The sequence below is a fragment of the Neptuniibacter sp. SY11_33 genome, from assembly GCF_047778025.1.
In the GTDB taxonomy this organism is placed as follows: Bacteria; Pseudomonadota; Gammaproteobacteria; order Pseudomonadales; family Balneatricaceae; genus Neptuniibacter.
In genome coordinates this window covers 2,640,204-2,659,966 of sequence record NZ_CP180543.1, presented here as the reverse complement: position 1 = coordinate 2,659,966, position 19,763 = coordinate 2,640,204, and the positions used below count along the sequence as shown (strand labels likewise).

19 protein-coding genes are annotated in these 19,763 nt (G+C 43.4%); 13 read left to right on the top strand and 6 right to left on the bottom strand.

The genetic code is table 11. The annotated features are described in order from the left end of the window. Nucleotides 1-125 precede the first annotated feature (125 nt). The 8 genes from ACMXYV_RS12515 (at nucleotide 126) to ACMXYV_RS12480 (ending at nucleotide 8,155) form a co-directional block, all read left to right on the top strand. Complete coding sequence (locus ACMXYV_RS12515; protein WP_415888806.1) at nucleotides 126-1,400, top strand: outer membrane beta-barrel protein; 1,275 nt, start codon at nucleotides 126-128, stop codon at nucleotides 1,398-1,400. A 310-nt stretch (nucleotides 1,401-1,710) separates the two neighbouring features. Next, nucleotides 1,711-3,066, top strand: a complete 1,356-nt coding sequence (locus tag ACMXYV_RS12510; protein ID WP_415888805.1) for a phenylacetate--CoA ligase family protein — start codon at nucleotides 1,711-1,713, stop codon at nucleotides 3,064-3,066. A gap of 190 nt (nucleotides 3,067-3,256) precedes the next feature. Further along, nucleotides 3,257-4,303 carry a hypothetical protein gene (locus tag ACMXYV_RS12505; RefSeq protein WP_415888804.1) on the top strand — a complete coding sequence of 349 codons (1,047 nt, stop codon included), beginning with the start codon at nucleotides 3,257-3,259 and terminating at the stop codon, nucleotides 4,301-4,303. A gap of 298 nt (nucleotides 4,304-4,601) precedes the next feature. Then, a complete protein-coding gene (locus ACMXYV_RS12500; protein WP_415888803.1) occupies nucleotides 4,602-5,630 on the top strand; it encodes a hypothetical protein in 1,029 nt (342 codons plus the stop codon). A 277-nt stretch (nucleotides 5,631-5,907) separates the two neighbouring features. Then, nucleotides 5,908-6,609 carry a DUF1538 family protein gene (locus ACMXYV_RS12495; RefSeq protein ID WP_415891445.1) on the top strand — a complete coding sequence of 234 codons (702 nt, stop codon included), beginning with the start codon at nucleotides 5,908-5,910 and terminating at the stop codon, nucleotides 6,607-6,609. Continuing rightward, on the top strand, nucleotides 6,610-7,389 hold the full coding sequence (locus ACMXYV_RS12490) for a DUF1538 domain-containing protein (RefSeq protein WP_415888802.1): 780 nt from the start codon (nucleotides 6,610-6,612) through the stop codon (nucleotides 7,387-7,389). Nucleotides 7,390-7,403: 14 nt separating this feature from the next. Beyond that, nucleotides 7,404-7,754: a P-II family nitrogen regulator gene (locus ACMXYV_RS12485; protein WP_415888801.1), complete on the top strand. Its 351-nt coding sequence runs from the start codon at nucleotides 7,404-7,406 to the stop codon at nucleotides 7,752-7,754. Beyond that, the gene (locus ACMXYV_RS12480) at nucleotides 7,751-8,155 is read left to right on the top strand and encodes a CBS domain-containing protein (protein ID WP_415888800.1); all 405 of its coding nucleotides are present in this window, start codon (nucleotides 7,751-7,753) and stop codon (nucleotides 8,153-8,155) included. The genes ACMXYV_RS12485 and ACMXYV_RS12480 overlap by 4 nt, the downstream gene beginning before the upstream one ends. Before the next feature lie 74 nt (nucleotides 8,156-8,229). Here the strand turns inward: ACMXYV_RS12480 and ACMXYV_RS12475 are convergent, their stop codons facing one another. The 4 genes from ACMXYV_RS12475 to ACMXYV_RS12460 form a co-directional block, all read right to left on the bottom strand. After that, entirely contained in the window at nucleotides 8,230-9,585 is a 1,356-nt protein-coding gene (locus ACMXYV_RS12475) for a class II 3-deoxy-7-phosphoheptulonate synthase (protein ID WP_415888799.1), read from the bottom strand. 280 nt (nucleotides 9,586-9,865) lie between these two features. Then, complete coding sequence (locus ACMXYV_RS12470) at nucleotides 9,866-10,780, bottom strand: LysR family transcriptional regulator (RefSeq protein ID WP_415881872.1); 915 nt, start codon at nucleotides 10,778-10,780, stop codon at nucleotides 9,866-9,868. Nucleotides 10,781-10,891: 111 nt separating this feature from the next. Further along, nucleotides 10,892-11,797: an ornithine carbamoyltransferase gene (argF, locus tag ACMXYV_RS12465; protein WP_415888798.1), complete on the bottom strand. Its 906-nt coding sequence runs from the start codon at nucleotides 11,795-11,797 to the stop codon at nucleotides 10,892-10,894. Continuing rightward, nucleotides 11,794-13,032, bottom strand: coding sequence for an aspartate aminotransferase family protein (locus tag ACMXYV_RS12460; RefSeq protein ID WP_415888797.1), 1,239 nt, complete (start codon nucleotides 13,030-13,032; stop codon nucleotides 11,794-11,796). The genes argF and ACMXYV_RS12460 overlap by 4 nt, the downstream gene beginning before the upstream one ends. Before the next feature lie 297 nt (nucleotides 13,033-13,329). Here ACMXYV_RS12460 and grxD point away from each other — a divergent pair, with 297 nt between their 5' ends. Together grxD and ACMXYV_RS12450 are read left to right on the top strand one after the other, a co-directional pair. After that, nucleotides 13,330-13,668: a Grx4 family monothiol glutaredoxin gene (grxD, locus tag ACMXYV_RS12455; protein WP_415888796.1), complete on the top strand. Its 339-nt coding sequence runs from the start codon at nucleotides 13,330-13,332 to the stop codon at nucleotides 13,666-13,668. 91 nt (nucleotides 13,669-13,759) lie between these two features. Then, entirely contained in the window at nucleotides 13,760-14,362 is a 603-nt protein-coding gene (locus tag ACMXYV_RS12450; protein WP_415888795.1) for a peroxiredoxin, read from the top strand. Nucleotides 14,363-14,442: 80 nt separating this feature from the next. Here ACMXYV_RS12450 and rnt read toward each other — a convergent pair whose 3' ends face one another. Further along, nucleotides 14,443-15,069 carry a ribonuclease T gene (gene rnt / locus ACMXYV_RS12445; RefSeq protein WP_415891444.1) on the bottom strand — a complete coding sequence of 209 codons (627 nt, stop codon included), beginning with the start codon at nucleotides 15,067-15,069 and terminating at the stop codon, nucleotides 14,443-14,445. A 254-nt stretch (nucleotides 15,070-15,323) separates the two neighbouring features. Here rnt and ACMXYV_RS12440 point away from each other — a divergent pair, with 254 nt between their 5' ends. From ACMXYV_RS12440 to ACMXYV_RS12430, 3 genes are all read left to right on the top strand, one after another. Beyond that, nucleotides 15,324-16,181, top strand: a complete 858-nt coding sequence (locus ACMXYV_RS12440; protein WP_415888794.1) for a flagellar protein MotY — start codon at nucleotides 15,324-15,326, stop codon at nucleotides 16,179-16,181. Between the two features lie 150 nt (nucleotides 16,182-16,331). Continuing rightward, on the top strand, nucleotides 16,332-17,558 hold the full coding sequence (locus ACMXYV_RS12435) for an argininosuccinate synthase (RefSeq protein ID WP_415888793.1): 1,227 nt from the start codon (nucleotides 16,332-16,334) through the stop codon (nucleotides 17,556-17,558). A 131-nt stretch (nucleotides 17,559-17,689) separates the two neighbouring features. Next, the gene (locus ACMXYV_RS12430) at nucleotides 17,690-19,300 is read left to right on the top strand and encodes a tetratricopeptide repeat protein (RefSeq protein WP_415888792.1); all 1,611 of its coding nucleotides are present in this window, start codon (nucleotides 17,690-17,692) and stop codon (nucleotides 19,298-19,300) included. Between the two features lie 9 nt (nucleotides 19,301-19,309). Here the strand turns inward: ACMXYV_RS12430 and ACMXYV_RS12425 are convergent, their stop codons facing one another. Then, a complete protein-coding gene (locus ACMXYV_RS12425) occupies nucleotides 19,310-19,690 on the bottom strand; it encodes a hypothetical protein (RefSeq protein WP_415888791.1) in 381 nt (126 codons plus the stop codon). Between the last annotated feature and the right edge of the window lie 73 nt (nucleotides 19,691-19,763).

The following is a 19,763-nucleotide window of genomic DNA, read 5'->3' as shown; positions in this document are numbered from 1 at the left end:
TAAAATAGTGGAATAAAGGCGCTCTATGGCGCCTTTGTTTGTTGTACGCTTTATGTTCAGTGGTTATACTCCTTCAAAAAGCAGTGCTTCATTTAAGTGCTAGCTACAAGAAGGGGAATGTAGGAATGAAAAATAACAACAGGTTTTCTGTTTTGTCTGGTGTATTACTGTCGATGATGGCTTCATCATCTGTAATTGCGGAAGAAACCACCGAAGAGCAGTTTGACCCTGAAGAATTTTTCAAAAAGGGTATGCAAGAACGTGAGGAGGGAGCTCCTTATAGTGCTATCGAATCCTTTCAATCTATCCTGAGTAATAAACCTTCATTACACCGCGCTCGACTTGAGTTAGCTGTGGCCTATATGCAAACGCTTCAATATCAAGAAGCTGAAGAACAAGCGCAAACGGTACTTCAGGATCCGAACACACCTCCAAGTGTACGTGTGTCAATCTTGGCATTCCTTGCGCAGTTAAAGAAAGATGCTGAGCAGATGTCGCCAAAGCATGAGCATAAATTTAATTTAAATGCTGGTGTGCTGTACGACGATAACGTCAATGTTGGCCCTGGTAGCTCAATTATTAATATTGATGGAAATATACTAGATATTACGACCCGACCAACTAGTGATACTGCGTTTGTTGTTTCTGGTAGCTATGATCATAGTTATCGTACTGGGAAACCTGTTCGGTTAGGTCAAAATACGGGTATGTTATTCTGGCAGAGCGGTGCTTCTTACTATAACCGTCGCTATGAGACAGAAGATCAGTTCGATTTACAAGTGCTTTCTTTGCGCACTGGACCTGCAATTATTACTAACGCGAAATGGCGTACAAATGTTGCTCTTCAGCTTGATCATATTCGTTTAGATGACGAAGAACTAGCTACTTACTTGGGCGTGCAGCCATCTTTTACTTGGGCATTTGATGCAAGCACCGAGTTAACACTCGACGCTGAATATACTGACCGTGATTTTGATCAAGCATCTGACCAAGGCCGAGATTCAGATTATTACTCTGTTGGTGCATCCTTAGGTAAAGGTTTTAAGAATAACACTGTAGGTATCCAAGGTGGGTTCGAGTGGTTCGATAACGACGCGAAAGATGATCAGTATACCTATGATGGTTGGGAAATCTTTGCTGGTGTGAACTGGCAAGTTAAGCCGACAACCAGCCTATTCTCACGTATCTCTTATAGCGAATCGGATTACAAAGGTGAAGTCCCTGTAGTCTTGGAAGTTCGTGATGATGAAGAAATTCAGTTTATTTTGGGTGCTAAGCATATATTTGCTAATGAATTAGAATTATCAGCTTTCTGGTTGAGAACTGATACAGAATCCAATGTGGCATTGTATGAATATGATCGTACTCAGTTTTCTGTCAATTTAGGTAAAAAATTCTAGTCGATTTTTAATTTAGAAAAGGCGCTTTAAGCGTCTTTTTTATTGCCTAGAATATGAGTATTTATAGTTTTATAAAGTTATTTTGTTTATGTCGCTGTTATGCTGATATTGATTTTGGTCAGAACAGGTTGTAGATGTTTTTATTACGTCAAACTAGGGAGAGCTTCCTGTAATCGAGTTCCGGATACTGATTCTCTGGAGTAAAAAGTACTTATCCTTATATACAAAACATACCGTAAAGTGCTTTTTTTATGTCTGAAGAAATTGAAAGTGATTTAATAGCGATAAGATTTATATGGATGGAAGCAATATGCTGTTGGATAAGATTTTCCCCGGTGCGCCAGGTTTAAGGTGGCCGGTAATCCCTAAGCCTGATAGTGCTTTGCATCTGGGATTACAATTTCAGTTAGAAAAAAGCCAATGGTTAAATCCAGATGAAATTGAGCAGTTACAATGGTGTCAGGCTGAAGGGCTTATATACCATGCTGCTAAAACTGTGCCCTTGTATAAGGATCGTATTCCTTCAAAGTTAATTGGGAAGTCGCTTTCCTGGGAGCTTTGGCAAGAAATTCCGATTCTCTCAAGGAAGGATTTGATCGAAGCAGGAGATAGGCAGAAAAGCTTAAAGCCTTTACCTGGCCACGAACGTTTAAACAAAATTCAATCCTCCGGTTCGACAGGGATGGCGATAACGGCCTACGGTACTCAGACGACGGGGTTGTTTTGGCAAGCGTTTACGCTAAGAGATCATATATGGCAAGAAAGAGATCTGTCAGGAAAGTTGGCTGCTATTAGGCCTGTTAATATGGTTGAACCTGGAGAATCATCTTCTTCACCTAACTGGGGTGGGGTTACGGCTAAGTTGTTTGCTACTGGGCCTGCGGTTTTAATGAGCTCTAGGTCTGATATTGCTGATCAAGCTCGATGGCTAGAACAGGAAAATCCTGACTTTCTTTTATCTCTACCTTCTAACCTAAGAGAGCTAGCTAAGTATTGCAGGGAGCATAACATTGCTTTAACTAAGTTGAAGCAAGTGAGAACAATGGGAGAAATTTTAACAGCTGATACTATAGAGTTAAGTCGAGAGGTGTTGGGCGTTGAGATTGTCGATATGTATAGCGCCCAAGAGGTTGGATATATTGCGTTACAGTGTAAAGAAAAGGGTAATTATCATATTCAGTCAGAAGGTGTTTTGGTTGAAGTTTTAGATGATAACAACCAGCAATGTAGGCCTGGAGAGGTTGGCCGGGTGGTTGTGACAACATTGCTAAATTTTGGAGCACCACTAATTCGCTATGCATTGGGGGATTATGCCGAGGTAGGTGAGTGTTGCGATTGTGGGCGAGGCTTGCCCGTACTAAATAAAGTGCTTGGTCGGCAACGTAACATGGTAATAACGCCTGAGGGCCGGTGTTTTTTTCCTAGTTTTCCTGAAAAATACTGGGATCCAAAAATAAAACAACTGCAATTTCAGCAGATAGCTGAAGATGCTATGAACTTGTGCTTAGTTGTTTCAGAAGTGCTTACTAATGAAGAAGAGAAAGCCTTAATAGAGTGTTTTAATAATCGTTCAGGCTATAACTATAAATTTACGTTTGAGTATAGAGATGAAATCCCTCGAAGTAAGGGGGGGAAATATGAGGATTTTGTTTCCCTTTTGATTTGAAGAAAATTGATCTACGAATTACAAAGGCCAATGAATTTTGGTTTTTAAAAGCTATTTCTCATCTAATTAGACACTCTGTCTAGTGTTAAGTGGTTCATAAGTGTATAGAATATGAACAAAATAATACTGACCTACCCGATCTAAGTTGTAGCTATAGGTTAGATCAAAATCATTACAGGGAATAAATAGGATGTTTATACGTAATCTGATGTCAGCTTCAATTGCTTCTATCTTATTAACAAGTTCACTAGCTGCTACTGCTAACACTCAAAAGGATGAGGAAGAGGACTCAGTTCAAAGCTGGGGACAATGGGCTAAACAGTATGCTACTGCTGCTGGTGGCGAGCTTAATACTGGGGCTTTAGCGTTTGCCAGTTTAGGTCAAGGAGAAACGGGGCGAAATGCGCAGAACGAAGCTCAGTATGAAGAGCTTGTTCAAGGGCTATGCCAAGCATCAAGTGTCTGTGCTATTAGTTCGTTCTATGCATACAATCCTAATCCGGAAGGCGATCAGTTTAGTACTGGTGATGCTCCTCAAATTACCACCATTGATAACCTAGAGGGTGGGCAAATCATAGTGTATGACCATGATGGAGTGGAAATTTATAGGCATTCCAGAACGAACAATGGAGGTCAAGTATACTATGAAGATATTAACAGAACGATGGATATCGATGGTCTAGATAACGGATTCCATAATATTGATGAGAATTCTGATGCTAGAACAGGAGTTTGGTTTGAGTCTGAAAATAACTTTTGGAACTACGGTGGTGGAGCCTGGGCTGACGGTGGTGAAGGTTGGCCAGATAACGGTTTAGGAGGGCACTTTGTTGCAGGTTACACTGCATCTCTCGCTGCAGTAGAAGCTCTATCAGGTGATATTGATCTTAGTTATAGCGGTTATTCTCGAAATGGGGCTAGTGTTCTTATACAAATTGATATGGGTAGTCAAACTTGGGCTGCTGATTTTAATAAAGGGGCTGCAGATATATCTCAGGATGGCCGCTTAAGAACCGCAGAGTTCTCCGTTTCGGGTGGTAAAATTGATGGCATAAATTTGATTGCTACTACAAATAATTTCTCTGGTGGGGTCACTGGTGAGGTTCAAGCTGCATTTTTTGGGCAACAGGCTCAAGAAATTGGCGGTGTAATTGATGTAGTTAAGTCAGGTAAGGGATATACAGATTCCTTTGTTGCTGCTCAGGGTGGACTTGAGGAATATGATGGCCCTCAATGAGTGAAATGTTTTTGTTCTAAATAGGCGCCTATATGGCGCCTTTTTTTATTGAACTCTTTACTACGACGTTTTTTATTCATAGCGTTTTTAGGTTGTTTTCGCTTCTGTGATATGGACTATCAGTTTAAAAATCGGCCTTGGAGTATGCGGTACATGCAGGAAAGATCTATGGCTAGTACCTCAGTACAATTATATATATATGTGGTTATATATAAAATGAATGCTCATTCATTATTATAATTCACCTGAATCATTGGCTTGCTTTAGCAATTGGTTCTAGTTTTAGTGGGGAAGAAAGATGTTCAAGCGTAGTGCCTTATCGGTTTCAATTGCATCAGTCTTACTGAGTACTTCATTAGTAGCTACTGCCAATACCCAAAATGAAGAGGATCAGGACTCTGTGAATAGCTGGGGTTCATGGGCGAAACAATATGCAACTGCAGCAGGCGGTGAGCTAAATAATGATGCTTTAGCTTTTGCTAACTTAGGCCAAGGTGAAACAGGTCGTAATGCTCTCAATGAGCCTGAAATTAACAATGTAGAAGGCGTATGCGAAGCCGGTTCCTTCTGTGGTTTTACCCAGTTTTCTGACAACGGTTATATGATGATGTATGGCAACGATGAAGTTGGTGTATTTGATCTTGACGCGTCGCCTGATTATTTCATCGATGGTGGTGAAGGAAGTGCAATTGCTGGTTCATTCTCTGTCGAAGGTAATGATGGCTTTTCTGCTCAAGTTGCTGGCTTGCAGGGTACTGCGTACGATTATCTTAGTGGAATGAGTGGCGACGGAGGATCTGTTGGTTATCATCGTTTCGGCTTTATGATGGCTCAATCTGACCTTATGTTCGGGCATTGGAATGTATATGGTTCACAACCTGAGCAAAAGGGCTCTCCGATGTTTATGTATGGCACTCATGGTTTCTTTGTGGGTGGTGTTACAACTACGCTTGATCAGTTAAATGATTTTGTTTCTAACCTGAATGGAAGTATCGCTCAATATTCTGGCCATACCTTTGATGGCGGTTCGTTTAATATTGCTATCAATTTTGACAGCAATACATGGTCTGGTGCTTTCGGTAGTGGGTACCACAACAAAAAAAGTGATGCTTTCGCTGTTAATGGTGGTCAAGTGTCAGGTATAAACTTTTCCGCTGGAGCATCTAGTTTGAGTTCTGGTTCGGGTAGAGTATCCGGCTTGGTTAACGGCGCAATTTTTGGTGAAGAGGCTGGTGATGTTGCTGGTATGATTGATATTGAAATTTCCGGTGAAGAATCAATAATCCGTAAGGCTGTCTTCGCGAGTTCAGTTGGTGGTCCTGCTTAGGTATAAGATTCAATTTTAAGTAGCCCGAAGTAAATCATTACTTCGGGCTTTTTGGTTTAGGGTCGAATAACGTGACTGTTTGTCTATATTTTAGGTAATTATGTTCAGTTTTACTTATGAAAATTTGTGTAATGTAATTGGATGGAAAATATAGCGCCTTTTTTGATTTAGATCCTTTACAGCTTCCCTCTATCCCCGTAATTTCAAATATTATTAATCCTTAATATTCAAGGGGATAACTAAGTTGCACGCAGGTGTTCTTGCTTTAGGTCGCTCCATGTTAGGTAGCTTGAGAGATCTGGCGCCTATTGTCTTAGTGATCGCATTTTTTCAAATTGTGGTTTTGCAGCAATCTGTTCCAGACTTCTTTGGTTTGGTAACGGGGGTGTTGTGTGTTGTCGCTGGCTTAACTTTCTTTATTTATGGCTTAGAAATGGGGCTTTTCCCAATAGGGGAGAGCATGGCCCATGCTTTTGCGCGCAAAGGCAGTGTTTTTTGGTTGTTAGCTTTCGCCTTTTGCCTAGGGTTTGGTACCACTGTAGCGGAACCTGCATTAATTGCTGTCGCAGCGGAGGCAGCGAAGGTTGCTGCTACGGGCGGGATGATTGACGCGACTGAGCAATCTCAACTTAGCTATGCATCGGGGCTTCGTTATACCGTCGCCTTTTCTGTTGGCTTAGCCATTGTTTTGGGGGTGTTACGCATCCTTAAAGGCTGGTCGATTCAATATATGATTATTGCGGGTTATATGCTCGTAGTGATTATGACCGCCTTTGCGCCGCGTGAAATCATCGGTATTGCTTATGATTCAGGTGGTGTTACCACTTCTACAATTACAGTTCCTTTAGTGACAGCATTAGGTGTCGGTTTGGCTTCATCTATTGAAGGGAGAAACCCGATGATAGATGGTTTCGGTTTGATTGCTTTTGCTTCATTAACGCCCATGATCTTTGTTATGGCTTATGGGATGGTGATCTAAATGGAACTGTTGTCTCAATTCATCGAGATCACTTTAACTACAATTAAAGATGTTATTCCAATCGCAGTCATTATCTTTGGTTTTCAGATTGCTGTGATTAGAAGACGCATTGCAAACCTTCGTAAAGTATTAATAGGCTTTGCCTATGTAATTGTCGGTTTGGCGCTTTTCCTATTGGGGTTAGAGAAGGCCTTGTTCCCTATTGGGCGTTTAATGGCTGAGCAGTTGACCGATCCAGAGTTTATTCGAAGCTGGAGTGGTTCGGTAGCGGACGCATTACAATGGCAAGATTACTTCTGGGTTTATGTCTTTGCCTTTTCAATTGGAGCGAGTACCACCATTGCAGAGCCTTCACTGATTGCTGTGGCTATCAAAGCCAATGAGGTTTCTGGTGGGGCAATTGGTGTTTGGGGGTTGCGTATAGCGGTTGCTATAGGGGTTGCTGTCGGTATCTCTTTAGGCACTTGGCGAATAGTTACAGGCTACCCGATTCACTGGTTCATTATTGCGGGTTATATCGTTGTTGTTATCCAAACCTGCTTTGCGCCCAAGATGATTGTGCCTTTGGCGTATGACTCGGGTGGCGTAACAACGTCGACGGTAACAGTGCCACTTGTAGCGGCTCTGGGGCTTGGTTTAGCTGAAACAGTACCTGGCCGAAGTGCTCTAATTGATGGTTTTGGTTTGATTGCCTTTGCTAGTTTATTCCCAATGATAACGGTAATGGCTTACGCACAAATTTCTGAATTTCGCACTAAGCGTGCGAGAGCAACTGGCTGACAAAAGAGGCAGATATGCATTTCAAACTGTTAGTAGTGTTTGTAGAAGATTCAAAAACAGATGATGTAATGAAGGCAGCGCGCGAAGCGGGGGCTACCGGCGCAACAGTCATTAATAATGCCCGTGGCGAAGGTATAGATAAATCAACTACCTTCTTTGGCTTAACCCTAGAAACTCAGCGTGATGTTTTGCTTTTTATCGTGGAAGAGCATCTGAGCAGAAAGATCTTAGAAACTATATCGGACGTTGGTGAGCTTGATGAAAAGCCTGGGCGCGGTATCGCGATTCAACTTGATGTCGAAGACGCCGTCGGGATATCTCACCAAGTTGCTAAATTAGCCAATATTGTGGAGGAAGAACTATGACTACACAGCGTAAAGTCGTAAGGATCTGCGATGTCATGACTGATGAGTTCGCCATGGTTGATGGTTTAATGACGGTCAGTGAAGCACTGAAAATCTTCCAAGAGCAAGATGCCCGCGTGTTAATCATCAATAAGCGTAACGATGACGATGAATTTGGCTTGTTGTTACTATCGGATATTGCTAAGAAAGTCGTTGCGAAAGATCGCTCTCCTGAGCGTGTGAATGTTTACGAAGTGATGGCGAAGCCGGTTATCTCTGTTGATCCTCATATGGATATTCGCTACTGCACGCGTTTGTTTGAGAATTTTGGCTTAGCGCATGCGCCAGTGATTGATAAAGGCCGGGTTCTAGGCGTGGTAAGTTATCGCAGTATCGTGTTGAAAGGCTTATTAGAAAATTAATCTTTAAACGCTCGATTAGAATATAAAAAGCCCGTCATTTTTAGACGGGCTTTTTTGTGAATAAGAGAGTGGGTTTAAGCTCTTGCTGCTTTCAAAGTATCAGCAATTAAGAAGGCTAGCTCCAGCGCTTGTTCGCCGTTTAGGCGCGGGTCGCAATGGGTATGGTAGCGATCCCCTAAGTCTTGTTCACTGATCATGTAAGCACCACCGATGCACTCTGTCACATTTTGGCCGGTCATTTCGAAGTGTACGCCACCGGCGTGAGTGCCTTCTGCTTTGTGAACTTCGAAGAAGCCTTTCATTTCACGAAGAATAGAGTCAACGCTACGAGTTTTATAGCCGCTGGAAGCTTTGATCGTATTGCCATGCATTGGGTCAGAGCTCCAAATGATTTGTTGACCAGAAGCTTTTACGGCACGTACAAGGCTAGGTAGGCATTCGGTAATTTTATCTGCTCCCATGCGAGCAATCAGCGTAATTCGACCTGCTTCGTTTTCTGGATTTAGCGTTTCTAGAAGCTTTTCTAGATCTTCAATCTTGGTGCTTGGGCCGACTTTTACGCCAATCGGGTTTTTAACGCCGCGAAGGAATTCTACATGTGCATGATCAGGCTGGCGGGTACGATCACCAATCCATAACATGTGTGCTGAGCAGTCATACCAGTTGCCGGATAGGCTATCTTGGCGAGTGAGTGCTTCTTCATAGCCTAGTAACAGTGCTTCATGGGACGTGTATAGCGATGTTTCATGAAGTTGTGGCGTGTTTTGCGCGGTAATGCCGCAAGCTTCCATGAAGCGCATAGTTTGATCGATCTGATCTGCTAAATCCTGATACTTGTTGCTCAGCGGGCTGTTAGTCACAAAGCTTTGGTTCCAAGCGTGGACTTGTTGCAGATCCGCGAAGCCGCCACGAGAAAAAGCTCGAAGTAAATTTAGTGTGGATGCTGCTTGATGGTAAGCTGTCACTAAGCGCTCAGGATCTGCTTGTCTAGCTGCATCAGTAAATTCAATACCATTGACTATGTCGCCACGGTAACTAGGCAGCTCAATGCCGTTCGCTGTTTCCATATCGCTAGATCGTGGTTTTGCATACTGTCCTGCGATACGGCCTACTTTTACGACTGGGCAGCTTGCTGAGAAGGTCATAACAATGGCCATCTGCATCAAAACTTTGAAAGTATCGCGGATTTTATCAGCGTTGAATTCGCTGAAGCTCTCTGCACAGTCACCGCCTTGAAGCAGAAATGCTTTGCCTTGCGCTACTTGTGCTAGATCAGTTTTTAGCTGATTGATTTCGCCTGCAAATACTAGCGGTGGCATTTGGGATAGGGTGCTTTCGGCTTTGTTTAGCGCAGCTGCATCAGGGTATTGCGGCTGCTGAACAATAGGTTTATCTCTCCAGCTTGAAGGAGTCCAAATCTTTGTAGTCATGAGTCTTTCCTGCTTCCTTACAGCGTTAATACGTATTTTGGGCTGTAGGACGAATAATCTGGGTAAAAGGGCAAGTAATACTTGCTGAAACTAAAGATGTGATACGGCCTGTCAGTTATGTGCAGGTAGCACTAAACCCACAGACCTAGATAAAGTAGGACTGAGAATAAAAGGCAAGAGCAGAGGTGTCTGCTGATAGTTGTTTTAGGAAACTCGCAGGTGCGTTATTCACTGTAAACGTCGTGTATTCTCAAAAATGTTTCGATCAGTATAAAGGTAATTAAGCTGTCTTTATACCCGTTAGATTACGGAAGGATACATCTTTTGCGGTGTTAAGGAAATCCACCATAAACTCGGCGTCTTTTTGATCTTCACGGATCGCGGCATAAAGCGTACACCAAACACCTTTTTCGCCTAAAGGTTTGGATACGATGTAATCTCGCTGAATGTACTCGTGCATAGCCCAATTGGGTAGGGCGGCTACGCCGCGGCCGCTAGCAATCAACTGCATCATCATTACAGTCAGCTCTGCTGTGCGAATGGCTGCGGGTTCTACTCCGGCTTCGTCTAGGAAGTGATTAAAGATATCTAAACGTTGAGGTTCCACTGGGTAAGTGATTAACGTTTCTTGAGCGATATCTTCAGGGTGAATAAAGCGTCTCGCCATTAATCGATGTTGCTTGCTGATCGCTAAACGCGATTCGTAAGTGAACAGCGGTATGTAAGCAATGCCATTGCGAGGCTCAGGATCTGCTGTAATAACTAAATCTAAATCACCTCGAGCAAGTGCCGGTAGTGGCTGGAAGCTGAAACCACTTGATAGGTCGAGCTCAACTTCTGGCCAGTGCTGACGGAAGTGATCGATTGTTGGCATTAGCCAATCGAAACAGCTATGGCATTCAATGCACAGGTTTAAGCGCCCAGCTTCGCCGCCTGCGAGTCGTCCTATGTCGCGTTCGGTATTGCGTATCATAGGGAGTATTTCATCCGCTAAAGTGAGTAAGCGCTGACCTGCACTAGTAAAGCAGATAGGCTTAGTTTTACGGATAAACAGAGAGCAATTGAGGCGATCTTCGAGGTCTTTGATCTGATGAGAAAGAGCCGATTGAGTCAAATGGACGCGTTCTGCTGCTTCAACCAAGCTGCCTGCATCTCTTAAGGCAGATAGTGTTTTCAGGTGGCGCAGTTCAATCATCGATTCTTTCTCCGTTCAGGCTCGTTTAACCACGGTAATAGGCAGTATAGTACGCCCGAGCGATAAAGAGCAGGTAAGCAGCAAATACACTGCTTACCTGTTATCGGATTGCTATTTTACCAGTAGGAACTCGAGTAGCGCTTTTTGCGCGTGAAGGCGGTTTTCTGCCTCATCGAAGACTACAGAGCGTGGATCTTCAAGCATATCGACACTGATCTCTTCGCCGCGGTGAGCAGGGAGGCAGTGCATGAATAGGGCGTCTTTGTTGGCTTTATCCATCAATTCTGGAGAAACTTGGAAGCCTGCGAATTTTTCTTCGCGCTCTTTCTGTTCCTCTTCCTGCCCCATAGATGCCCAAACATCAGTCACAATAAGATCGCTACCTGTAACAGCCTCTTCAGGGGAGCGAGTAATAAATACGCGATCCTTATTGGTTTCAACTAGATTCATATCTGGGTCGAAGCCTTCTGGGCAAGCGATATTCAGTTTGAAATCAAACTGGCGTGCTGCATTGATGTAGGAATGGCACATATTGTTGCCATCACCAATCCAGGTCACCGTTTTACCTTGAATATCGCCGCGATGTTCGAAGTAAGTCTGCATATCAGCCAGTAACTGGCATGGGTGGTATTCATCTGTTAGGGCGTTGATGACCGGTACAGAGGAGTTCGCAGCAAAGTCTTCTACAAGCTGGTGGCTGAATGTGCGGATCATCACCACGTCAACCATGCTGGAGATTACTTTGGCGCTATCGCTAATCGGTTCGCCACGTCCAAGTTGAGTATCGCGAGGTGATAGGAACATCGCGTGACCACCAAACTGCGCCATACCTGCTTCAAATGAAACACGTGTGCGAGTCGATGATTTTTCAAAGATCATCGACATCACTTTATTTTTTAGCGGTTCGTAAACTTCACCGCGGTTGCGGATCGCCTTCAGTTCACTCGCGCGTTTAACTAGAGTGCGTAGTTCTTCAGGAGATAAATCGAGTAGGGTTAGAAAGTGTCTTGTACTCATTGTTCTCTACGTTCGTCTGCAGGGCTCGAGTCGTGGCTGATTGGATCGCGTTCATCAGCCGCATATACACGAATAATTTGAGATAGCGTGTTAACCAATAGATCTGCTTCGCTATCCGTCATAGTTAATGGGGGTAGTAGGCGTACTACTTTACCGCCACCTGTAATGTTTAGAAGAATGCCTTTGATCTTAGATAAAACGGCTAATTCAGTACCAGCTTCGCTCAATTGGATTGCGATTAGTAAGCCTTTGTTGCGAATCTCTTCGACATAATCAGTATGACCTAGCTGTTCTTTTAAGCCTGAAACAATTCGATCACCAAGCTCAGTGGCGCGATCACATAGGTTTTCATCAATAATTGTGTTCACGACAGCTAACGCCGCTGCACAAGAAAGCGGGTTACCACCATAAGTGGAACCGTGAGTGCCAGCGATCAATATACCTGCGGCTTTTCCGCGTGCTAGACAGGCGCCAATTGGCACACCGTTACCTAGGCCTTTAGCTGTTGTGACAACGTCCGGTAAAATATCGTTATGTTGATAAGCAAAGTACTTACCGGATCGACCATTACCTGTTTGAACTTCATCTAACATTAATAGCCATTCGTTAGCGTCACAGATTTCACGAAGTTGATTCAGGTAATCGTCAGCAGGGATTTGGATACCTGATTCGCCTTGGATCGGTTCAGCCAAAATCGCAACGATATTTGGGTTGTTGGCTGCAATTGTTTTGATTGCTTCGATATCGTTGAAAGGTGCGCGTACAAAGCCGCTAACAAGAGGCTCAAAGCCCGCTTGAGCTGCACGGTTACCGGTTGCGCTTAATGTAGCCATCGTACGACCGTGGAAAGAGTTTTCCATTACGATGATTGCTGGGTTTTCGATGTTGCGAACGACATGACCGTAGCGGCGAGCTAGCTTAATTGCTGCTTCATTGGCTTCAGCACCTGAATTACCGAAAAATACATTGTCCATACCTGAAATGTTTGTCAGGCGGTCGGCAAGCTGCTGCTGATTTGGAATGGTGTATAAATTAGACGTATGCAATAAGTTGCTAGCTTGATCGCAAATAGCGTGAGTTACGGCTGGGTGTGAGTGGCCTAGACCACATACAGCTATGCCGCTTAGCGCATCAAGGTATTTATTTCCATCAGTATCATACAACCAGCTGCCTTCTCCGCGTTCGAACGCTACGGACAACCGGTTGTAGGTAGTCATAATCGATTCTACAGCCATTATTTTTATCTTCCCTACAACGCAAAAAGGCAGCCAAAGCTGCCATTTAAAGGACGAATAATAGGCAGCTTTGTGGCTTTTCGCAACCGTTTTGCTGGATAAATTTGTCTTGTCTTGGGAAATGGATGATCGAGGAGTTGTTAGTTACTTAAAATGGCTAATTAATTTTTTTTATTAACTCGATAAAGAAAAGCAAATATACATTGTCAGAGTAAAATGGTCGGATATGTGGTACATTGTTCACCACAGCACAAAAACGGTTGTGCATCCTACATTAAGTATTTTATAGGTGTATGAATGAGCGTAATTGATACCATCAAAGAGCAGATTGAAGGTAATGACATTCTTCTTTACATGAAGGGAACTCCGCGTTTCCCTCAGTGTGGCTTCTCTTCACGTGCTACAGAAGCGGTGATGGCTTGTGGTGAACGTTTTGCTTTTGTAAATATTCTGGAAAATCCTGATATCCGTGCAGAACTACCAAAATATGCAAACTGGCCGACATTCCCTCAGCTTTGGGTAAAAGGTGAGTTGATTGGTGGTTGTGACATTATTTGTGAGATGTCAGAAAACGGTGAGCTAGCTGAATTGATCAAAGAAGCAGCAGCGGGTTCCGAAGAGCAAAACGCTGAGTAATTTTAGATAGATTATTGCTTGATTTTATAGCGGTCTTTTCTATCATAAAAAACCTAAACGCTAGATAGCATTTTAATGGAGAAATAGCACAATGGGCGTACTTGTAGGCAAACAGGCTCCTGACTTTACAGCACCAGCAGTACTAGGTAACGGCGAAATTGTTGACGCTTATACACTGTCTGAAGCAACTAAAGGCAAAAAAGCGGTAGTATTCTTCTACCCACTGGACTTCACATTCGTTTGTCCTTCTGAGCTGTTAGCTTTTGATCACCGTATCGAAGAGTTCAAAAAGCGTAATGTTGAAGTGATCGGTGTTTCTATCGATTCTCACTTCTCTCACAACGCATGGCGTAACACGCCGGTAAATGAAGGCGGTATCGGTGCAGTAAACTACACGCTAGTTGCAGACATGACTCACAGCATCTGCCAGTCTTACGATGTAGAATCTGAAGGCGGTGTAGCTTTCCGTGGTTCTTTCCTTATCGACGAAGATGGTCTAGTACGTCATCAAGTTGTTAACGATCTACCACTAGGTCGTAACGTTGATGAAATGCTTCGTATGGTCGATGCACTTGCATTCCACCAAGAGCACGGCGAAGTTTGCCCTGCTGGTTGGAACCAAGGTGATAAAGGTATGGATGCATCTCCAGAAGGTGTTGCTAAGTACCTATCTGAAGAAGCAGACAACCTGTAATCTTCTGCAATTATTATTGCTAACAAAAAACCCGCTATCCGCGGGTTTTTTTGTGTCTGGATATTTGTGATTACAAGGTGTTATTCGTAATCATCATATTGTGCAAGCATGTCCCAACCGCCAAGCTCTTTCCAGCGATTTACGATAATGCAAAATAGCTCTGCTGTTTTCATCGTGTCGTATAGCGCTGAGTGCGCTTGCTTACCGTCAAACTCTATCCCCGCAACCTGACAAGCTTTCGCAAGGACGGTTTGTCCAAATGCAAGGCCGGCTAGTGTTGCAGTGTCGAAAGTAGAGAAAGGGTGGAATGGATTGCGTTTTATATCTTCTCGGTTCGAAGCCGCATTTACAAAGCCCTGATCGAAAGATGCATTGTGACCAACTAAGACGGCGCGTTTGCAATCGTGTGCTTTAAGCGATTTACGAACAGCGCGGAAAATTTCTTCTAGTGCTTCTCTTTCAGGTACCGCTTCACGATCAGGGTCGTACGGATCGATTCCTGTGAAATCCAAGGCGGATTGTTCAAGGTTTGCGCCTTCAAAAGGTTCTACTTGAGCTTCGAAGCTTTTGTCGATAATCAAAAAGCCGTTTTCATCCATAGTCAGAGTTACGGCTGCGATTTCAAGTAGTGCGTCGGTGCGGGCATTAAAGCCAGCTGTTTCAACATCGACTACGACAGGTAGAAAACCGCGAAAACGGTTTGCCATTGGGTGTTTTGTGGCGCTATGGTTGCTCAATGGATGCCCTTACTTTGGAAGCGGGTTGCCTTTAAATTTTGGCAATATTCTAGCAGTGGAAGTGCAGTCACTCCAATCGTCTACTTAAGAATATTTAAATTTGGCCGAAATAATACAAATACTTATATAGCTTTATCGTTAAAATTGCTCTTGCCCCTTATTATTAGATCTTGTGGGGGTATAATTTTAGTGGTTACGTAAACGGTTTTATTGGCGGTTTTATTGTGCTTATTCGCGTATTTTCATTGTTATGTGTCGCTGTATTTTCGTTGCAGGTGCATGCTGTAACCTTTCGAAGCTCCATCGATGATTCTAAATGGGAGCTGGAGGCTTCTAAATTTACGTGTCTATTAAGTCAGGTAATCCCTTCTTTTGGCAATGCTGTTTTCGAACATGAAGCGGGTGAGTCGGTTCGCTTTATGCTAAAACCCACCGAAACAATTCACTTCCAAAAAGGCGGAAAGCTGGTTGCTGAAGCAGCTCCTTGGCAGCCTGGGATAGTGCCTAAATATATTGCAGCGGTGAAAGCTGAAGAGAGAACTGGCCACATTAGAGTGGAGCCTAAATACGCACAAAATATGTTGGCAGCCCTTCATAAAGGGATGATGCCGACTTTTACTACGGATGAATGGTACGGAACTAACGAATCATTACGTGTATCTGTGTCGGCGGTAAATTTTCAATCTGCCTACGATGATTATGTTGCTTGTACCGCAGGGCTCTTGCCAGTCAATTACCGTCAGGTGGCTCGAACAGCAATTTTATTTCCTTCGGCTCAATGGCGTTTATCTGATGCATCTAGAGAGCGATTGGATCTGATCGCTCTCTACGTTAAAAATGATGATGCGGTTAAAGGCGTCTATGTTGATGGCCATTCTGATAATATGGGCCGTAGATTGATGAACCGAGATATTTCTAAACGACGTGCAGAGGAAGTGACTGCTTATTTGATCAGTTTGGGCTTGGAGCCGACGATGATAACGACGCGCTATCACGGTGAGCGTTATCCGGTGGTTGAGAATAACAGTCGCAAAAACCGAGATCGTAACCGTCGAGTGACTATACGTTTGGAAAAAGATTAGTCGATCTCAACAATCATTAATTCCTTCCTATTAATTTGCCCTGCAGCGGATGCGTTGTAGGGGAAAGTTCTGCTATAATATCGCGCTTAATTTGAATATCCCTTTCGGCCCGTGTCGGGGCGAATATTGTTCGCAAGTTGGAGCTTGAGAATGTCCGAGATTAAAAAGGTCGTTCTGGCCTATTCCGGTGGATTAGATACGTCTGTTATCGTTCGCTGGTTGCAAGATGAATACAATGCCGAAGTTGTTACATTTACTGCTGACCTAGGTCAGGGTGAAGAAGTAGAGCCTGCACGTGCTAAAGCGGAAGCTTTGGGTGTAAAAGAAATTTACATCGAAGATCTTCGTGAAGAGTTTGTTCGTGACTTTGTATTCCCAATGTTCCGTGCGAACACTATTTATGAAGGTGAGTACCTTCTAGGCACATCTATTGCTCGCCCACTAATCGCTAAGCGTTTGATTGAAATCGCTAACGAGACTGGTGCTGATGCAATTTCTCATGGTGCGACTGGTAAAGGTAATGACCAGATTCGTTTTGAGCTAGGTGCTTATGCGCTTAAGCCAGGTGTTCATGTTATCGCGCCATGGCGTGAGTGGGATCTAACTTCCCGTGAAACACTGATGAAATACTGTGAAGATCACAATATCGAAGTTGATTTTGCTAGCAGTAAGAAAAAATCTCCATATTCAATGGATGCTAACCTTCTACACATCTCTTATGAAGGCGATATCCTTGAAGATCCATGGCAGGAAGCTGAAGAAGATATGTGGCGTTGGTCTGTATCTCCTGAGCAGGCTCCGGATGAAGCAACTTACCTTGAGTTGACTTACGAAAAGGGTGACATCGTTGCGATCAACGGCGAAAAAATGAGCCCAGCGACTGTTCTTGAATACCTGAACAAAGTAGGTGGTGAGAATGGTGTAGGTCGTCTAGATATCGTAGAAAACCGCTTCGTAGGTATGAAGTCTCGTGGTTGTTACGAAACTCCTGGTGGCACAATTATGCTTAAAGCGCACCGCGCTATTGAGTCCATCACACTAGATCGTGAAGCTGCTCACCTTAAAGATGAGTTGATGCCTCGTTATGCTAAAGTTATCTACAATGGCTTCTGGTGGTCTGAAGAACGTAAGATGCTTCAGAAAATGATCGACGAGTCTCAGCAAGTCGTAAACGGTGATGTTCGCCTTAAACTTTATAAAGGTAATGTTGTTGTTGTTGGTCGCCGCTCTGATGACAGCTTGTTCGATGAGAATATTGCAACATTCGAAGATGATGCTGGTTCTTACGATCAAAAAGATGCTGCAGGCTTTATCAAGCTGAATGCTTTGCGTATGCGTATTGCAGCAGGTAAGGGAAGAAGCTTTTTAGACGATTAATTTGTCTAAATGCTAATAAAAAACCCCGTAGTGACCCTACGGGGTTTTTTATTGTGCGATAGATGGCCTAAACTTTGATAATGGTCTGATTTATATGCTACTTTTGCTGTTACTTAAACTACGCAGAACCTATGGAAATCAACTACTCAGGAAAGTCTGCTCTTATTGTGGACAGTAAGCTCGACGACCTTGGGACGTTACGCCAAATCCTGGGGCGTTTAGGCGTGGGGCAAGTGCAAGTTGCTTCCTCGGTAAATATGGCTTTAAGCCTGATGCGTGAATTAACCTTTGACCTTTGCTTTGCAGCTTATGATATGGGTAAAGGTGAAAAAAATGGTTTGCAGCTTCTGCACGAAGCTAATGCTGAAGCTATTCTCCCAGAAGCGAGTACCTACTTCCTTATTGTTGATCCTGAAAGCTCTGAGCTGCTTTTTGGCTCTTTAGAAAATTCCCCCGACACTTATATCTCGAAACCTTTCGATCAGGGAAAGGTTCGCCACCGCATGGAAAAGCAGCTGCGGATTAAAGAGGCAATTAGGCCGATCGAACAGTTGTTGGATGAAGAGCACTATGAAGAGGTGCTCGAGAAAGGCAGAGCGCTTGTTAACCATTACCCTGGCTTAAATATATTCCTTCAACGAGTGAATGGTATCGCTCTTTTAAGGATGAAGCGTTTTACTCAGGCCAAAGAGCTCTTTATGGGGTTGACGAGTAAGCGAGATCTGCCGTGGGCTGAAGTAGGTAAGGGAATAGCTCACTTCAATCTCGGTGAATATGACGATGCCTTGCATTGCCTTAATCGTATTGTTGATCAGCAGCATGTGTGTGTTGAGGCGTATACTTGGCTAGCTCGAATTTATCGGGTTAAAGGAGAATTGAGTAGAGCTGTTACTTTGATGCGCAAGGCTGTGATGATTCAGCCCACTGTGCCTGAGTTGCAAAGCGAATTGGCTGATTTGGCTTCTCAAACGGGTGAATGGGGTATTGCCAAAGATGCCTATCAGCAGGCGGTTCGATATGCGCGTTATTCTGTTTTCCAAACACCATCTCATTATTTTGGTTTAGTTAGATCTCTAATTCAGGCTAATAAGAATAAATTGTCTGAAGTTGAAACAGATATTGTTCGCATTCTTGAAGATGCTGTTCTTGATCATCCGGATGATCAAGAGGTGATGTTTAGGGCAAAGCTTATTAATTGCGATTTGTATCGCCAGGAGTCAGCTGATTCTCGTAAGCGTTTGGAGCAGATGCTTCAGCAAACTTTAAACTTCTTCTTGCGTATGGATGTTGATAATCAGTGTAAATGGTTGGATGTCCTAGTTGATGCTGTGCATGGTTGTGATATTGAGTCTGAAGTTCAGGTTAAGCGAAGAGACCTTAATCGCGTGATGGTTGAGAAGGATTGGGGTAAAGCTAATTATGCTGCAATGAGTAGTTTTAGAGGCGGTGATCTGGACCGGGCCTTTTTGATGTTTGGTCGAGCTAATGAATTGCTTCCAAGCCATACGGGTATTGCGCTTAATTTGGTTCAGGCGGGTATTGAAAAGGCGAAAAGAGGCCAGAACGCGCTTTGGATATTGTTATCTGTTCGTGATGTTTTAGCTACTATCTCTTATGGGGCGTTGTCGGAGAAACAGCAGCAGCGTTATTCAGCTCTTGCTGAACGGTTTGCAGAACAGTACAACCAACTAAATCACTTTAAAAAAGAAGAGGATGAAGACCCTCTCAGCCAAGAGCTCTAAGAGCTTAATTTACAGGGTTTCATCGTCACCAATTAGGAATGAATGAGATTTTTCTTCCTGTAGCTCAGCCTCTCCTTCACCGCGATTAATATTACGTGCAAGTTTGCGGCCCAATAGTTTCTTCTGTGCCATTGGAGGTAAGTCAGTAAACAAAATAAGGTTTTTGTTAATAAGTACATCTACCAAATCTTCAAAAATACGAGCAACCGCCATATCCGATTGTTGAAGAAATTCTTCGGCAGAAAATTCCTCATCATTAAAAGATAGGAAATCCATGACTTCTTTATTTTTTATATCAACCGCTTCAGCACCCGCTTGAGGAGTTTCTGAAAGGCTGACGATACGGCCTTCTTCATTGCGTATAGCGTATAACATATTGATTTGATACATTGGGTAAGTTGTTAATACACATACTATATATCGTTTTTTTGAGTATTGCTCTCAAATAAGGTTAAGGTCACGG

Bases quoted from the DNA above. Each gene is read 5' to 3' on its own strand.
- ACMXYV_RS12515 (WP_415888806.1), top strand. From the start codon at position 126: ATGAAAAATAACAACAGGTTTTCTGTTTTGTCTGGTGTATTACTGTCG.
- ACMXYV_RS12510 (WP_415888805.1), top strand. From the start codon at position 1,711: ATGCTGTTGGATAAGATTTTCCCCGGTGCGCCAGGTTTAAGGTGGCCG.
- ACMXYV_RS12505 (WP_415888804.1), top strand. From the start codon at position 3,257: ATGTTTATACGTAATCTGATGTCAGCTTCAATTGCTTCTATCTTATTA.
- ACMXYV_RS12500 (WP_415888803.1), top strand. From the start codon at position 4,602: ATGTTCAAGCGTAGTGCCTTATCGGTTTCAATTGCATCAGTCTTACTG.
- ACMXYV_RS12495 (WP_415891445.1), top strand. From the start codon at position 5,908: ATGTTAGGTAGCTTGAGAGATCTGGCGCCTATTGTCTTAGTGATCGCA.
- ACMXYV_RS12490 (WP_415888802.1), top strand. From the start codon at position 6,610: ATGGAACTGTTGTCTCAATTCATCGAGATCACTTTAACTACAATTAAA.
- ACMXYV_RS12485 (WP_415888801.1), top strand. From the start codon at position 7,404: ATGCATTTCAAACTGTTAGTAGTGTTTGTAGAAGATTCAAAAACAGAT.
- ACMXYV_RS12480 (WP_415888800.1), top strand. From the start codon at position 7,751: ATGACTACACAGCGTAAAGTCGTAAGGATCTGCGATGTCATGACTGAT.
- ACMXYV_RS12475 (WP_415888799.1), bottom strand. From the start codon at position 9,585: ATGACTACAAAGATTTGGACTCCTTCAAGCTGGAGAGATAAACCTATT.
- ACMXYV_RS12470 (WP_415881872.1), bottom strand. From the start codon at position 10,780: ATGATTGAACTGCGCCACCTGAAAACACTATCTGCCTTAAGAGATGCA.
- argF (WP_415888798.1), bottom strand. From the start codon at position 11,797: ATGAGTACAAGACACTTTCTAACCCTACTCGATTTATCTCCTGAAGAA.
- ACMXYV_RS12460 (WP_415888797.1), bottom strand. From the start codon at position 13,032: ATGGCTGTAGAATCGATTATGACTACCTACAACCGGTTGTCCGTAGCG.
- grxD (WP_415888796.1), top strand. From the start codon at position 13,330: ATGAGCGTAATTGATACCATCAAAGAGCAGATTGAAGGTAATGACATT.
- ACMXYV_RS12450 (WP_415888795.1), top strand. From the start codon at position 13,760: ATGGGCGTACTTGTAGGCAAACAGGCTCCTGACTTTACAGCACCAGCA.
- rnt (WP_415891444.1), bottom strand. From the start codon at position 15,069: ATGGCAAACCGTTTTCGCGGTTTTCTACCTGTCGTAGTCGATGTTGAA.
- ACMXYV_RS12435 (WP_415888793.1), top strand. From the start codon at position 16,332: ATGTCCGAGATTAAAAAGGTCGTTCTGGCCTATTCCGGTGGATTAGAT.
- ACMXYV_RS12430 (WP_415888792.1), top strand. From the start codon at position 17,690: ATGGAAATCAACTACTCAGGAAAGTCTGCTCTTATTGTGGACAGTAAG.
- ACMXYV_RS12425 (WP_415888791.1), bottom strand. From the start codon at position 19,690: ATGTATCAAATCAATATGTTATACGCTATACGCAATGAAGAAGGCCGT.